Annotated in this window: 5 protein-coding genes and 1 pseudogene; all 6 read right to left on the bottom strand. The window is 66.1% G+C overall.

The window, feature by feature from the left end; translation table 11 throughout:
- Positions 1-2 precede the first annotated feature (2 nt).
- Entirely contained in the window at positions 3-1,550 is a 1,548-nt protein-coding gene (locus CSV86_RS31755) for an NEL-type E3 ubiquitin ligase domain-containing protein (RefSeq protein WP_311985789.1), read from the bottom strand.
- A complete protein-coding gene (locus tag CSV86_RS31750; protein ID WP_240160391.1) occupies positions 1,532-2,641 on the bottom strand; it encodes a hypothetical protein in 1,110 nt (369 codons plus the stop codon). The genes CSV86_RS31755 and CSV86_RS31750 overlap by 19 nt, the downstream gene beginning before the upstream one ends.
- Positions 2,548-5,481 (bottom strand): dermonecrotic toxin domain-containing protein, encoded by a 2,934-nt coding sequence (locus CSV86_RS31745; protein ID WP_240160390.1) that lies wholly within the window; start codon positions 5,479-5,481, stop codon positions 2,548-2,550. The genes CSV86_RS31750 and CSV86_RS31745 overlap by 94 nt, the downstream gene beginning before the upstream one ends.
- Before the next feature lie 156 nt (positions 5,482-5,637).
- A pseudogene (locus CSV86_RS32980) lies at positions 5,638-10,915 on the bottom strand (NEL-type E3 ubiquitin ligase domain-containing protein).
- Positions 10,916-11,198: 283 nt separating this feature from the next.
- A complete protein-coding gene (locus CSV86_RS33275; protein WP_376699734.1) occupies positions 11,199-11,666 on the bottom strand; it encodes an NEL-type E3 ubiquitin ligase domain-containing protein in 468 nt (155 codons plus the stop codon).
- Positions 11,666-16,642, bottom strand: a complete 4,977-nt coding sequence (locus CSV86_RS32975; protein WP_376699733.1) for a dermonecrotic toxin domain-containing protein — start codon at positions 16,640-16,642, stop codon at positions 11,666-11,668. The genes CSV86_RS33275 and CSV86_RS32975 overlap by 1 nt, the downstream gene beginning before the upstream one ends.
- Positions 16,643-16,929: the final 287 nt, after the last annotated feature.

Raw genomic sequence — 16,929 nt, 5'->3', positions numbered from 1 at the left:
GATCACCTTGCGCCTTGATCGGATGGGAGGGCTTGCCCCTGTGATGCGGCGGCCACGGCCTGCTCGACAGTCAGGCGCTCCAGCAGCGACCGCTCATCGCGCTTGAACTTGTCCTCCAGGGCACGAATCCGTGCCGCCGATTGCTCGGGGCTGTCATCGGGATAGAGGTCGGTGGCGTCCAGCACCGCCTGCTCGTAGGCCGTCTTGAGCGCCTTGAAACGATCGGCATAGGTCTCGCGCAAGTAGGTTGTCCAGAACTCGCAGTCCACCGCGAAACCCGGCAATTGCGCGCCGCGCTCCTCCTGGAGTACCTGGTTCAAGGCCTGTTCCAGCTCACCGGGGACCAGCTCGGCTTCACTGCGGTAGAGCATCGCCCGCGGCGGCAGCGGCAGCTCGAGCACCTCGCCCCAACGCAGTCGATAGGCCAGCCGTACCTCTGCTTCGTCCCGCGTTCCAGCTCGCTCCCGAGCGATGCGATCCAGGGACTGGGCGCGGAAGATCCCGCGCATCAGGCGAAACAGCGCCATGCCACGATTGGCCTCGGGCACCTCGCGCACGGCCTGGCGGACATGGACCATCAACTCCATCTGGTTGAACTCCAGGCGGATGCCGTCCGGGCAGGTGTCATGGTTATGCAACTGGCGCAGGGGCTCCTCGGCCATGCCATTGAGGGCCTGGCGCAACTCGGTATCCTCGCCGGCCGCCGCCAGTACCGTCCAAACCCGCGCGATCATCTCGCCACGGGTGATGGCTGCCCGGTAATCGGCACTGTGACGCAGGCGCGCAACAAACTGCAGCAAGGCATCGGCATCGCCCTGGCTGGCGAGCCGAGCCCAGGTCGACTGGTTGCGCGAGTCCGCTTCGGCATCGCCGGTCTGCCAGGTGATGCCGGGGTCGTCTTCCGACGACAGTGGCTCGTCCGATTCCACGCCGCCCCCCTCCGAATCCGAGGAGTGCAGGCGTGCATCCAGTGCCGCGATATCCTCCGGCAGGTCCAGGGTCAGGGCGTAGGGACGGTTGGCATGCTGCGAGGTGTAGGCCTGGATCAGGGTTTCCCGGGTCAGGGGGTTGTTGCGCAGCGAGATATCCACGGAACCATCGGCAACGTAGCGGTTTTCCAGGATCTGACGGGGCAGTTCGGTGAGCTGGTTGTCATCCAGGCCGAGCAATTCGATATTGCGCGGCAGCAGTTCGCTTAGCCAGGCTGGCCAGGTCTCGATGCCCATATTTGCCAGGCCGAGGTAGTCGAAGAAGCGCTCGGTGAACGGCGAGACATCGTGGATCGCACCGAGGCGGTTGCCGTCGAGCTGCAGCGAGGACAGATGAGGCATGCGGGCAAAGGTGTCGATGGCCGTCTGGTCGATGGTCAGGCCCATGCGCACCAACGCCAGCTCGCGCAGCCGGGGCAAGGTGGCAAGGAACTCCGGCACGCTGGCCAAAGCCGGCCGCCCATCCACCAGCGAAAGCTCGGTCAGTTGCGGGAACTGCCCGAGAAACTGTTCGAGGCTGCGCCCGCTGGCATCGAAGCGGGTCAGTTCGAGGCGGCGCACCCGTTCGGTGATGAAGGGGGCAGGTTGTCGGGAAAATCACCCAGCGCCACGTCCTCCAGGTAAAGCAACGCAGCATTGGGTGAATAAAGGTTTTCGCGCCAGTAGCCGAGCAGTAGGCGGGTGATGCGTGGCCGGTAATCCGCCGCCGAAGTCCGGGCCGGATCGTTGCTCCAGGCCTGCAGTACCGTCTGCAACTGCACGCGCTCGACGATGCGTCGGTTCAGTTCTTCGGTCAGGGCCGGGGAGATCCCCAGGTCGAAGGTGAAGCGGCCGCGGAAGTATTCGGCAACCCGCAGGTCAAGCAGGGCCTGGCAACCAAGTGAGTTATCGCGCAACTGGATTCGCGTCGGCCTGCCTGCCGCACCGACCTCCTCCAGGATCTCCGCTGGCACCTCGATCAAGTGGTTGCCCGCCAGCGACACCTCGCCGATACGGGCCAGCATCTCGCGGTTCAGCCAGCGCGGCCACTCATGCAACTCCAACCAGCCCAGCCCCAGGTAGTCGAGTGTCAACCCTTCGAACAGCGGCACAGAGGTATGGATCAGGCGGCTGCCACGTAGTTCGAGCCAGCGCAGTTGTGGCAGGCTGGCCAGGGTGCGTAGGTCGTTGTAGCCAAGCATCGTCAATTGGTCACGCAAGCCCAGGGCGCGCAGGCGTGGCCAGGCGCGAACCACGCTTCGCACCATGCCATCGCGCCATGCGCCGCCGCGAATATCCAGGGTGGTCAGGTTGGGCAAGCGCCGGGCCAGGCTCCGCAGCATCGGCTCGCCGATCAGCGGCGCCTGGGGGCTGCCTTCGCCCTGCACCACCTCGCTCAGGAGCAAGGCCGTGACCCGTTCACGCATGAAGGCCGGCAGTTGCGCCGGAAGGTCCGCCAGTTGCACCTGGTACAGCGTCAGCGCAGTGGCGGGCCGGCCGAGCTCGGGCAGGATGTTGCGCCGCCAATGGTCCCACAGCGCATTGCCGATACGCTCGCGGCTGCGCTGGCGCGCCTCGCTCATGACTTGCGCGGCAGACTCCATGACCCAATGGTCCAGGTGTTCGCGCAATGCCTGCATCTCGTCCAGCAAGGTGTCCAGGCGCCGGGCCACGGCGCTGCGGTCGAGACCGGCCCGGTACAGGGCCTGGAGCGCGTCCTCCGGATAAAGGTCGTCCAGCTCCAGCAGGCGCAGCTTGTCCAGCAGCTCGTCCTCGGTGAAGAACGGCGTGCCGCGGCCGCTGAGGGGTAGCCGAGGCGCCCGTCCGCCAGGCGCAGCGGCGAGCGGAAGCCCGGCTTGATCGGCTGCATGCCAAGCCATTCACGCAGGCGCTGGCGTGGCGCCAGGGGCTGGGCCTGGAGCTTGCTGCGCAGAGCGGCGGCATCGGCCAGGTCGAGCCCGCTACGGGCCGTTTCCGGCAGGGCCTCGTACAACACTGCGCAGAACTCGCGGGGCAGTTGCCGCTGCCAGACCACCTTGATCGGCGGCGTTTCTCCCGTGCCGATTGAGGCCAGCAGCGGGCCGTCCAGGCTACCTTCGTACAGTTCTATGCGCAGCGCTGCCGGCCATCCCGGCAGCCCGGCGAGTCCGTGGAGCAGCAAACTGGCACCGTCGGGATTGGCCTCCACGTCAAGGTAGAACGCCTCGCAGGCCCGGGCGATGCGCACCTGCTGCTGGTAGAGACGTGCCTCTTCGGCAAGGCGCAGGGGCACCTTGGCCTGCTCGGTCATCTGCGCGGTTTCCTGCGCCGTCGCGGCACCGACGATTTCCTCGACGATGCGCTTGGGCAGGCTGTCGAACTGCTGCCCGAGCACCTTGCCCGCCGGCGACAGGTCGGCTTGCCGGCGGGCATAGCCCTGGACGAAGACCTCGGACTCGATCGTCCCGGGCAGGCCGGGGACATCCCCCAGGGAAAAGCGCCCCACCACGTCAGCCATGGCCAGGCGATACAGGGTGTCGCTGAGCAGCGCCGGGGGGCGTCGGCACTCCACCAGCGCCTGGCGCAGTTGCGCCTCGCTGACGCCGCTGATGCGCAGGGCGCGCTGGGCCATTTCAGTCGATACCTGGGCCTCGAGCGCCCCGGCTCGACGGAACAGTTCCTCGCCCCGCCACTGTTCCGGGGTGTCCAGCTCGTGCAGCCAGCCGCCATTGCCGTTATGCCGCACGGGCGGCTGGTAGGCATCGGCGTGCTCGGGGTGTTCGAGGACGAACCCGGTCTCGCTATCCAGCAGGGTCCGTACCGAATAATAGCGCCCGTCCAGCTTCAGCCATTGCCGCCCTTCCCAGTTGTACAGGCCGTTCTCCCCGGGCTTCAGGCCGGCGGGCAACTCGACGTCGTAGGCGAAGGGCGCCAGGTCCGGTTTCCATAAGCGCAGGCTGCCGTCGGCAAGGGTCACCGGACGCATGCTGCGTACCGCCAGCGGCAGATTGCCGGTGAAGCGTTGCGCCGCAGCGCCGGCGGCCCCGAGCGCGGCCATGATCGCCAGGTTCTCCCCGACATCCATGAAGTACCCCCAGGCCGCCTGGCGATCGCCCTTGGCAAGGCTGTCGAAGCCTTCGTACACCTCGTAGGCCAGCAGAGCCGCATTCACGCCCAGCATCACCAGGCCCAGGCCAGGGACCACGAACGCGGCGACATTGAGCACATCGAGGCCAAGCCCGAGGTAGTAGGCGACCTTGTCCTCCAGCGACTTGTGGTCTTCGGCGGCGCTGGGCACCGCGTGATACAGACCGTCATCCTTGAGCATGGCGACCTTGCCGCGCAGGACGAAATCGAACAGCGGAACAGTGATCTGCAGCGTACTCAAGCCCAGGGAGGCGCTGCTGTCGTAGCGCTCCTCGTACCAGCCTCCGGCATTCCACACTTTCGGGAACAGGTGCTCCTGGACTCGCCGCAGCAGGTGCCCGCGCTGCCGGGCCGGCACGAAACGCAGGAAGTAGCGGCGCCAGGCGGGCTCCTTCAAGCGCTCGCGCAGCGAGGCCTGGAATGCCTCCAGCGACTCGAACAGTTGCAAGGGCTGGCGCGGCTCGTCCGGCATGTACACCACCAGGCCCTGGGGCCGGGAGAACAGAACGATACCGTTGAGCTGCACCTCCCAGATATACAGGGCGCTGGCGCCCTTGGCCGGAGCGTTGTCGGCGACCTTGAGCAGGTCCTCGTAGAGTGCCTGGTCGATCCATGCGCGCAAGCGCGCCAGGTGCAGGGTCAGGCGCAGGCTCGATTGCTCGAACTGCCGGAAACACAGCTGGCGATCCGTCGCTGCGCTTTCCACGGTCTCGCCAGCCCTGGGCACAGGGCGGAAAATCGAGTCGATCAATTGCTGGTATCGCCCCCCCAGGTCCAGGGTGCGGCACATCGCGGCGAAACGCTCGGGCAGCAGGTCGATGTCGCGGGTCGGCTCCAGCACCTTGCCGGTCTCGCTGGCGAAGATCGCCGAACGGCGACGCTCGTCGCGCATGCCGTCGGTCTCGGCCTCGAAGGCTTCGAAATTCTGCAGCGCCGCCAGAAGCAGGGGTTGGGTCGCGACCTTGACGATCTGAAACGCATTGGCCACAGGATCTCCGCTGCTCAGGCGCTGCGCATCGACCCGTGCACGGACGGCGTTGAACAGGAAGGTGCGATGCACATCCAGGTCGAGGCCGAAGGTTTTCCCTAGCGCCTCGCGCAGCAGCGGTTCGGCGAATGCCTCGGCCGTAGGCAACTGGGCAAGAAAGCCCTCAACCTTCGTGGCGAGGGATCGATGGCGTTGGTACTCCTCGTGCAGGGCCGCGATCACCTGCGGTTGTTCGCGTCTGGCCGTCTGCAGCCAGGGCATTGGCCGGGGTAGCGCAGCGCGCAGGGCCTCGCGCTGTGGCGTGGTGCTGTCCAGCAGCCATCCAGGCACCCGCTGGCTGACGGTCTGGTAATGAATATCGGGGACTTCGGGGGATGCAGCGGCGGTCAGTTCGGTCATGGCGGGCCTTTTCGTCCGTGAAATCGGGCGTTCAGGCTAAGGGCGGGGCGAATGGCGTGGAAAAGGGTCGGTGTTCCCGGTGACGTGGCGTTGCCGCGGGCCCTCACGCCGGCACTGCTTTGTGCTGGCGTGAGGGCCGCAGCCCTGGGCTTGGACTCAGGTGCGGGGGAACGAGCGCTCGAAGGTCAGGGTTTCCAGCAGCGCCTTTTCATCGGCCTTGTACTTGTCTTCCAGGGCCTTGATCCGTAACGCCGACTGCTCGGCGGGTTCATCGGGATAGGCGTCGGTCACCTCCAGCACCGACGCCTCGTAGGCTTCCTTGAGTGCCGTGAAGCGATCGGCGAAGGCTTCGCGCAGGTACGCCACCCAGAAGTCGCACTGGGCTGCGAAGCGGAGCAACTCAGGGCCCATTTCCCCCAGAATTACCCGGGTATACACCTGGTTGAGCTCCCCGGGTGCAATCTCCGCCGCGCTGCGGTAAAGCATGCCCGGGGCGGCAGGGGCAGGTCCAGTTGCGTTGCCCAGCGCAGACGATAGGCCAGGCGCACTTCCGCCTCATCCCGCGTCCCTGCCCACTCGCGGGCCAGGCGGTCGAGGGTCTGCATGCGGAAAATGCTGAGCATCAGGCGGAACAGGGCCGGCCCCGGTTGTTCTCGGGTATGTCGCGCAGGGCCTGGCGGGTATGGACCTGGAACTCCATCTGGTTGAACTCCAGGCGGATGCCATCGGGACAGGTGTCATGCTGGTGCAATTGCACCAGCGGCTCTTCGGCCATGCCATTGAGGGTCAAGCGCAATTCGCTGTCGGCCTGCGCCGCAGCCAGCACCCTCCACACCCGCTCCACCAGTTCGCCACGGGTGGCGAGGGTTCGATAATCGGCGCTGTGGCGCAGCCGCGAGATCAGCCCCAGCAGCGAGCCGGCATCGCCTTCGGCCTGCAATCCTGCCCAGATCGCTTGGTTACGCCCATCCTGCTCCTCATCACCGGTCTGCCAGATGGTGGCGGGGCTTTCCTCTGAATGACTGGAATCGTCCGGCGAGAAAGAATCCTCGGAATCGGAGGAATGGGAATCGGCAGGCATCGCGGCGATGTCCTCGGGCAGGTCCATGGTGAAGGAGTACGGCCGGTTGTAGCGCTGCGAAGTATGGGCACGAATCATGGTTTCCCGGCTCAAGGGATTGTTGTGCAGCGTGATTTCCACTGCTCCGTCGTTAATGCGGTGGTTATCCAGCAGCACGTCCGGCAATTCGGTAAGCAGGTTGTCATCCAGGTTGACATGTTCCACGCAATGGGGCAGCAGGCTGGTCAGCCATTCGGGCCATTGGCTGATGCCCATCTGGCCCAGCCCAAGGAAGTTCAGGTAGCGCAGGTCAAACATCGAAACGTCGGTGATGGGGCCCAGAAGGTTGCCATCGAGCTGCAGCGATGACAGTACCTGCATGCGCGCCAGCACTGCCATGGCCGCCTGGTCGACCACCAGCCCCATGCGCACCAGGGCCAGTTCGCGCAGGTGGATGAGGCCGGTGAGAAACTCGGGCACGCTACCTAGCGCCGTGTGGCCGTCGATCAGCGACAGCTCGGTCAGTTGGGGAAAGCGCCTGACGAAACGCTCCAGGCTCGCGGCCTCGCCCCTGAAGCGCGTCAGGTCCAGGCGCCTGACACGCTCCGGGAAGAAGCCGGGCAACTGTTCGGGGAATTCGTCGAGGTCCAGGTCTTCAAGGTCCAGCAAGGCCACGCCGTCCGTCCTCAGGCTGTCGCGCCAGTAGTTAAGCAGCTCCGTGGCGATGCGGTGACGGTAGGTGGCCTGCGCGGAGGCGCGCGATCCGCTGTCCTCGACGGCGGCGTTGGCCCAGCTTTCCAGGGCATCGCACAGTTGGGTGCGTTCCTGGATACGCCAGTTGAGCTCATACTCCGTGCTCATGGACAGCCCCAGGTCGAAGGTGAAGCGACCAAGGAAGCGCTGGGCCAGGCGCAGGTCGAGCAGGGCCTGGAAACCGAAGCGATTACCAAGCAGGACAATGCGCAGCGGTCGCTCCACCGTCTCGGTATTGCGCAGGATTTCCGACGGCAGTTCGGTCAGGCGGTTGCCGAGCAGCGACAGGTCGCCGATCCGCCTGAGCGCAGCGTTGTTCAGCCAGTTCGGCCAGCGTTGCAGACTCATCCAGTCGAGCCCCAGGTAATCCAGGGTCAGGCCGTCCAGCGCGGTATCGGGCATATCCAGCAGGCTCATGCCGCGCAGGTCCAGCCAGCGCAACTGCGGCAGCGCGGCCATTGCCTGGAGATCCTGGTGGCCGATGGGTACGCCCGTCTCGCGCAGGCCCAGGGAGGCCAGGCGCGGCCAGGCACGCCCCAGCATTTGCGGCAGGCCGACACTCCATTCGCCGCGGCGGATGTCAAGGGTAGTGAGTTCGGGAAAGTGCCGGGCGAAGCCCTGCAACTGGTGCTCGCTGATGATCCGCGCGTAGCTGGCGCCCTCCTGCCAGATCGTTTCATCCAGCAGGATCGAACGCACCCGCTCACGGAAGAACCCAGGCAATTCCCTTGGGAAGTCCGCCAGTTGCACCTGGAACAGGATCAGCCGCGAGGCCGGTTGCCCCAACTCCGGAAGGATGCTGCGGCGCCAGTGTTCCCATAGGGCCAGGCCGATACGTTCGCGACTGCGTTGACGCCGCAGGGTCAGGTTTTCCTGGGCTGTCTCCTGGGCCCAGCGGTCCAGGGCATGACGCAGTTCCAGCAACTCGCCCAGCAAGCGGTTGAGGCGGGTATTGATCGCGGCCCGGTCCAGCCCGCTGCGGTACAGGGCCTGCAAGGCATCCTCGGCATGAATGTAATCCAGTTCCAGCAAGCGCAGCTTGTCGAGCAACTCATCCTCGGTGAAGAACGCCTGGCCATTACCACTGAGCGGGTGGCCGACGCGGCCGTCCGCCAGACGCATGGGCGAGCGGAATGCCGGCTTGACCTCCGGCAGCCCCAGCCACTGGCGAAGGCGTTGGCGCGACGCCGGTCGCTGGGCCTGCAATCGGCGCCACAGCGACCCGGCGTCGGTCAGTTCCAGGCGCTCGCGGTAGGCACCAGGAATGGCGTCGAACAGGGCCTGGCAGAATTCCCCGGGCAACTGCCGGTCCCAGACCACCGCCAGTTCCCGCTCGTCGCCACTGCCGATGCCGGTCAGGCGCGGGCCCTCTATCCAGCCGTCGTACAGGCCCATGCGCAGTTTTTCCGGCCAGCCCGCCAGGGTTTCCAGGCTGTGCAGCATCAGCCGGGCGCTATCCAGGCTGATTTCCCGGTCCAGGTACAGGCCCTCGCAGGCACGGGCAATACGTACCTGCTGCTGGAAAATCCGCGCTTCGTCGGCGACGCGCAGGGGAATACGACCGGAGCGGGTCATTTCGCCGGTCTCGGTTTCCGTCGCGGCCCCGACGATCTCCTCGATGACCCGATGCGGCAGGCTGCGGAACTGGCGCTGCAAGGCTTGTCCGGCCAGTGAAAGAGGCGCTTGCGAGGCCTGGTAATCGGCTGCGAAGGTCGCGGCATCGGCGGTTTGCGCCAGCACCAGGCGGCGCAGGGTGTCGGTCAGCAGCGCCGGTGGGCGCTGGCGCTCGACAAGGGTCTGGCGCAATTGGGATTCGCTGACCCCGCTGATGCGCAGGGCATTGCGCCCCATCTCCTCGGAGACGCTTGCCTCCAGCGGCCCCTGACGATGGAACAGCTGGCTGCCACGCCATTGTTCGGGTGTGTCCAGCTCATGCAGCCAGCCGCCGTTGCCGTTGTGGTCCAGGGAGGGTGCATAGGCGCCACTGCGGGTCGGGTGTTCCAGCCGGTAACCCTCCTCGCCGAGCAAGGTGCGCACCGAGTAATGCCGGCCCTCCAGGGTCAGCCACTGGCGGCCCTGGAAGCTGTACAGGCCATTGGCGTCGGGCTGCAGCCCGTCCGGCAAGCGGATCTCATAGGCGAAGGGCGCCAGGTCGGGCTTCCACAGGCGCACGCTGCCATCTGCCAGGGTGACCGGACGCATGCTGCGTACTGCCAGCGGCAGGCTGCCGTTGAATCGATGGGCCACGGCACCTGCGGCCCCCAGCGCGGCGATCAGTGCCAGGTTTTCCCCGACATCCATGAAGTAGCCCCAGGCCTCTTCCCGCTCGCCCTTGGCCAGGCTGTCGAAGCCTTCGTAGACCTCGTAGCCGAGCAGCGCCGCATTGACACCCAACATCACCTCGCCCAGCCCCGGCACCACGAAAGCCGCGACGTTGAGCACGTTGAAGCCGACCGAAAGGAAGTAATCGATCTTGGCCTGGGTCGACTTATGATCCTCGACGGCGGTGGGGACCGCGTGGAACAGGCCATCGTCCTTGAGGGCCGCCATCTTGCGCTGGAGCAGGACGTTGAGCAGCGGCGCGCTGAAGACCTGCTGTTCGAGGTGAAGCTTGGCCTCGCCGTCGAACCGCTGTTCGTACCAGCCACCAGGGTTCCACACCTTCGGATACAGGGTGCGTTGAATGCGCTGCATCAACGCGTCGCGTTGCCTGGCCGGGACGAAACGCAGGAAGTAGTTGCGCCAGGCGGGCTCTTTCAAACGCTCGCGAAGCGAGGCATGGAAAGCCTGGAGGTTGACGAAGGCCTGGACGGGTTGCCGGGGCTCGTCCGGCATGTACACCACCAGGCAGCCCGGCCGGTAGAACAGCACGATGCCGCTCAGTTCCACATCCCAGAGGCGCAGCACGCTGCGCTCGATTCCGTTGTCGGCCTTGCCGTTGCCTGCCACCTCCAGCAGCGCGTCATGGCTGGACTGGTCGATGTGCCCTTGCAGGCGGGCCAGATGAAGGTTGAGGCGCAACGCCGACTGTTCGAACAGCTTGAAGCGGGCCTGGCGATTGCTGGCGGCCGCTTCGGCGCTTTCATCCTGGACCGGATCAGGGGCGAACAGCTTCTCCAGCAGACGCTGGTAGCGGGCCCCCAGGTCCAGGGTGCGGCACAGGGCGGCGAAGCGTTCGGGGACCAGGTCTACATCGCGGCTCGGTTCGGCGACCTGGCCACTGTCGCTGATGAACACACGGGCGGGCCGCCGATCGACCTGCATACCGCCCTCCTCTGCCTCGAACGCTTCGAAGTTCTGCAGGGCAGACGCCAGCAGCGACTGGGTTGCCGCCTTCACCGACTGGAAGGCCCTGACCACCGGATCGGCAGTGGCCAGGTGGGTCTCGGCGGTGCGCGCCCGCACGGCGTTGAACAGGAACGTATGGTGCACGTCGAGGTCCAGCCCGAAGGTCGTCTTCAGCGCATCGCGCAGCAGCGGTTCGGCGAAAGCCTCGGCGCTCGGGACTTGCGCAAGCAATGCCTGCACCGCCTTGGCGTGCACCTGGAACCGCGCATACTCCTCGACCAGGGCGGCGGTGACTTCGGGCTGGTTGGCACTGGCGTCCTGCAGCCAGGGCATGGGCGGCGGCACGCTGGTGCGCAGGGCCTGGCGTACGTCGGCGGGAGTGTCTAGCAGGCGCTTGGGGATGCGCTGGCTGACGATCCGGTAGTGAGCATCGGGTGTTTCGGTTTCGGGTACAGCGGCCATGGTCAGGCCCTCTCGTCCTTGAATGGGGCGTTCAGGCTAAAGAGGGGGCGAGAGAATTTGAAAAGGGTCGGGGTTCCCGGTGGGCGACCGGGTCGGTTGCCAGGCAGGCTCCTGTCCGCGGAAAGACCGGCAGGGGCCCGCCCGGAAACGAGCCTTAGCTCGTGGAAAGCGACTGCTCCAGGGTCAGCCGCTCCAACAACTCCCGCTCATCACGCTTGAACTTGTCCTCCAGCGCCCTGATGCGCTCGGCCGACTGTTCCGCGGTGTCATTGGGGTAGACGTCGATGGTACCGAGCACCGCCGCCTCGTAGGCGTCCTTGAGCGCCTTGAAGCGTTCGGCGAAAGCCTCTCGCAGATAGGCCACCCAGAAATCGCACTGCGCCGCGAAGCGCTGCAATCCGGCTCCGGCTTCTTCCAGTTGCAACTGGATCAGTGCCTGGTCAAGCTCGCCCGGGGCAATATCGGCCACCCGTCGATACAGCATGCCGCGGGGCGGCAGCGGCAGTTCGAGCTGCTCGGCCCAGCGCAGGCGATAGGCCAGGCGCACCTCGGCTTCGTCGCGGCCGTTGGCGCGCTCGCGGGCGATGCTGTCCAGCCGCTGCGCACGGAAATTCCCGCGCATCAGGCGAAACAGCGCCGGCCCCGGTTCTGCGCAGGGATCTGGCGCAGTGCCTGGCGGGTATGCACCAACAGTTCCATCTGGTTGAACTCCATGCGAATGCCATCGGGGCAAGTGTCATGGTTGTGCACCTGCGCCACCGGTTCCTCGGCCATGCCATTGAGGGTCAGGCGCAATTCGGCATCGTCGTTGGCAGCCTCGAGCACGGTCCAGACGCGCTCCACCAGTTCCATGCGCGTGCTGGCGGTCCGGTAGTCGGCGCTATGGCGCAAACGCGACACCAGGGCCAGCAGCGCGCCGGCATCGCCCCGGGCGGACAAACCGGCCCAGAGCAGTTCATGCCGGGCGTCGTCGGCGACATCACCGGTCTCCCAGGTGGCGGCAGGGTCGTCGTCCGACATCCAGGTGTCCTCGGTGCCCGGAGAACCCGAATCGTCGGAATCGGACTCATGTACCTCCCGCGGCATCGCCGCGATGTCTTCGGGCAGGTCCAGGGTGAAGGTGTATGGGCGGCTGAAATGTTGCGATGTGTGGGCGCGGATCAAGGTGGCGCGGGTCAGCGGGTTGTTATGCAGCGAGATTTCCACCACCCCGGCCTCGGTGCGACGGTTCTCCAGCAGTTGCTCGGGCAGCTCGGTCAGCAGGTTGTCATCCAGCCCCAGCAGTTCGATGCCATGGGGCAGAAGGGAATTGAGCCAGGCGGGCCAGACCGCGATGTCCATCTGGGCCAACCCGAGATAGCCGAAGAAGCGCTGGTCGAACATCGACACATCATTGATCTGGCCGAGGCGGTTGCCATCCAGCTGCAGCGATGACAGCACCGGCATGCGGGCGAACACCTCCATGGCCGCCTGGTCGATGGTCATGCCCACCCGTACCAGTGCCAGCTCGCGCAGTTGGGGCAGCCGGGTCAGAAACCCGGGCACCGCCACCATCGCCGGCGAACCGCCCACCAAGGACAGTTCGGCCAACTGCGGGAACTGCATGACGAAGCGCTCCAGTACCGCCGGCTCGGCATCGAAGCGGGTCAGGTCGAGTCGATCGATGCGCGCGGTCAGAAATGCTGGAAGCGCCTCCGGGAAGTCCGTCAGCACCACGTCCACCAGATTCAGGCGCGCCGCCCCCAGGCCACGCAAGGTGTCGCGCCAGTATTCGAGCAGAACGCCGGCGATGCGGTGGCGATAAGCCCGGTGCTCCGGGGTCAGCGGCACATCGGCCTGGTCCGCATTGACCCAGGCCTCCAGCAGGTCCTGCAACTGGGCGCGCTCCTGGACTCGACGGTTAAGCTCGTCGGCCATCGCCGGGGACAGGCCTAGGTCGAAGCTGTAGCGGCCGTGGAAACGCTCGGCCATGACCATGTCGAAGCAGGCCTGGTAGCCGAACTGGTTGCCCCGGGCGGCAATACGCAGGGTACGCACGGCCGGCTCGGGGTCCTCGAGGATCAGCCGCGGCACCTCGGTCAGGCGGTTACCGACCAGCGACAGCGAGCCGATCCGTTCCAGCGCCAGGGTATCCAGCCAATGCGGCCAGGTCCGCAGGTCGAGCCAGTCGAGGCCGAGGTAATCGAGCTGCATGCCATTGAGCGCCGAGACCGGCAGGTCCAGTAGACGACTGCCACGCAGCTCCAGCCAGCGCAGGCGCGGCAGGCCGGCCAGGGCGCGGATGTCCGGGTGACTGAGTAAATGGCTGATCTCCCGCAGGGCCAGCGCGCCGAGCTCCGGCCAGGCGCGGGCCACCGTTTGTGCCAACCCCGGCTCCCAGGCCCCGGCACGGATATCGAGAGAACGCAGCCGGGGAAACTCTTCGGCGAACGCCAGCAAGGCGTCCGCGCCGATGACCTGCTGGAAGCCCTCGCCCTCGCGCAGGATCACTTCGTCCAGAAGCACCGCGCCGACCCGCTCGCGGAAGAACGACGGCAATCCCACCGGCAGGTCCGCCAGCTGGACCTGCCAAAACACCAGCGGCGCGGCGGGACGACCGAGTTCGGGCAGGGTGTTGCGCCGCCAATGGTCCCATAAACCGTTGCCGATCCGCTCACGGCTGCGCTGACGGGTGTGGCTGAGGACTTCGCGGGCCGAATCCATTACCCAGCGATCCAGGTGCTGACGCAAGGCCTGCATCTCATCGAGTGCGCGATTCAGGCGCAGGTCGATCGCATTGCGGTCGAGACCGCTGCGATACAGAGCCCACAGCGCGTCCTCCGGATAGAGGTCGTCCAGCTCCAGCAGGCGCAGTTTGTCGAGCAGCTCATCCTCGGTGAAGAAGCCCTGGCCGCGGCCACTGAGCGGATAACCGAGACGTCCGTCTGCCAGGCGCAGGGGCGAGCGGAAGCCTGGCCGCAGCACCTGCATGCCGAGCCATTGACGTAGTCGCTGGCGAGGCGCGAGCGGTTGCTCCTGAAACATGCGCCGCAGCGCGGCGGCGTCGTCGAGTGCCAGGCCGGTGCGCTGCACGGGCGGGATGGCATCGAACAGGGCCTGGCAAAACGCCAAGGGTGAACCCCTGCGCAAGACCACCGTGACAACTCCTTCGTCGCCGCTACCGATCGTGGCGATCGGCTCGCTACCAGGCGAAGCCTCGACCAGGGCCATGCGCACCCCCTTGGGCCAGTTCGGCAAGCCTTCCAGGCCATGGAACATCAGGCGGGCAGCATCGACACTGACCGGGTAATCGAAATACAGCCCTTCACAGGCCCGGGCAATGCGCACCTGCTCCAGATAACGCCGCGCTTCCTCGGCAACGCGCAGGGACACGCGGCCGCCTGCGGCCATTTCGCTGAGCTCGTGTTCATTCGCCGAAGCGAGAATTTCCTCGACCAGGCCATTGGGCAGCCCGGGGAACTGGCGCTGCAACACCTGCCCTTGCACGGACAGGCGCGGCAACTGCGCTATGTAGCCGGCCTTGAAGGCGTTGGCGTCCAGGTTGCCTGCCTGCTCCAGGGTCTCGGCCAGGGACAGGCGACGCAGGGTGTCGGTCAACAGGGCCGGAGGGCGGTGGCTGTTCACCAGGGTATGGCGCAACTGCGCCTCGGAGATGCCGCTGATGCGCATCGCGCGCTGCGCCATGGCCTCGCTGACCCGGGCTTCACGGTGTCCCTGGCGACCGAACAGCTCCATGCCCCGCCATTGTTCCGGTGTATCCAACTCGTGCAACCAACCGCCATTGCCGTTGTGGCGCAGCGTCGGCTCGTAGGCCCAGGGCCGGTCCGGGTGCTCCAGGCGAAAACCCTGCTCCGTGCCCAGCAGCGTGCGGACCGAATAGTAGCGTCCGTCCAGCGCCAGCCATTCGCGGCCCTGGTAGGCATACAGTCCGTTTTCGTCAGGCTCGAGTCCTGCGGGCAACTCGATATCGTAGGCGAACGGCGCCAGGTCCGGCTTCCACAGGCGCACGCTGCCGTCGGCCAGACGAACCGGGCGCATGCTGCGCACCGCCAGCGGCAGGTTGCCGGTGAAGCGATGCGCCGCCGCTCCGGCCGCTCCCAGTGCAGCCATCACCGCGAGGTTTTCCGCAACATCCAGAAAGTAGTTCCAGGCCTGCTCGCGCTCGCCCTTGGTCAGGCTGTCGAAGCCTTCATAGACCTCATAGCCGAGCATGGCCACGTTGACCGCAAGCATCACCTCCCCCAGCCCGGGAACGACGAAGGCCGCCAGGTTCAGCGCATCGAAGCCCAGGCCCAGCCAGTAATCGATCTTCGCCTGCGCCGACTTGTGATTTTCGACGGCGGTGGGCACGGCATGGAACAACCCGTCATCCTTGAGCACGGCGATCTTGCGCTGCAACAAAGCATTGAACAGCGGTGCGGAAAAGTCGCGCTTGCCCAGGTGGAGCACGGCCTTGGGGTCCGCGCGCTCTTCGTACCAGCCGCCCGGGTTCCAGACCTTCGGGTTCAGGGTACGGTGGATCCGTTGCTGCAGCGATTCACGCTGTCGGGCCGGGATGAAGCGCAGGAAGTATTTGCGCCATTGCGTATCGCGCAACTGCCCGCCCAGCCAGCGGTTGAACGCGGGGATGGACCGGAACTCCCGCAGCGGCTGGTTCGGCTCGTCGGGCAGGTACACCAGCAACTCCCGTATCGATTCCTCGGGTGGCCGCGGCCGGAAGAACACCACGATGCCATTGAGCTCCACCTCCCACAGCCGCAGCATCGCGCGGCCCAGGGTCGACCCGGCCCTGCCGTTCTTCGCCACTTCCAGCAGGTCGTCATACAGACCCTGGCCGATCCAGCCCTGCAGGTACGCCAGGTGCAGGTTAAGGCGGAAAGCCGATTGTTCGAGGGCCTTGAACCCGGACCGACGCCGGATCTTCGCCACTTCGGCAGTCTCCCAGGGTTGCGCGGAGGGCTCGAAGGTGGCGGCGATCAGGCGCTGGTAGCGTCCACCCAGGTCCAGGGTGCGACACAGGGCGGCAAAGCGCTCGGGCACCAGATCGAGCTGGCGGCCCGGCTCCAGGGGTTGCCCGGTTTCGCTGGTGAATATCATCGACGGGCGACGCTCGTCCTGCATGCCGCCTGCCTCGGCCTCGTAGGCTTCGAAATTCTGCAGCGCCGCCTGCAGCAGGGTCCGGGTCGCGGCCTTGACCACCTGGAATGCCTTGACCACAGGATCGCTGCCTTTCAGATGCGCTTCGGCGACCCGCGCCCTGGCTGCGTTGAACAGAAAGGTATGACGCACGTCCAGGTCCATGCCGAAGGTCTTTTGCAGCGCGTCGCGCAACAGCGGTTCGGCGAAGGTTTGAGCGTCTGGAAGCGGCTTGAGCCAGCCGTCGACCGCTTCGGCCAACTGCCGATGCCGGGGGTATTCCCTGCGCAAGGCGTCCAGGAGGTCGGGGCGGGTCGCGCCGGCCGCTGCCAGCCACGGCATGGGCTGCGGCGGACGGGCACGCAGGGCCTGGCGCTCCTGCGTGCTGCGCGCGAGCAGATCGGGGGCGACACGCTGGCTGACGGTCCGGTAGTGAATATCGGGTTCGGGTTTCTCGCTCATGTCGAGCCCTCTCGTCCTTGAATGGGGCGTTCAGGCTAAAGGCGGGCCGGGCTTTTAAAAACGGCAAATTACTTATGGGACAGACGCGACTCCGATCAGAACTTCGAACCTGAAAAACGCCTATCTACCACCCCGGCGGGAAAATCCGACCGCAGGTCGGCTGATCCGGATGGACGACGAATTGTCCCGGCGAATCTGCCGACAGGCGTTTCCGATCTGCACGGGATGTATTATCGTGACCGCCTTGCGCGCGAAGCGCGGCCTGACGTACAGGCCTTTGCCAACAG

Source organism: Pseudomonas bharatica CSV86 (assembly GCF_000319305.2).
Lineage (GTDB): Bacteria > Pseudomonadota > Gammaproteobacteria > Pseudomonadales > Pseudomonadaceae > Aquipseudomonas > Aquipseudomonas bharatica.
The sequence above is the reverse complement of the archived record's forward strand: the minus strand, read 5'-3'. Positions and strand labels throughout refer to the sequence as shown.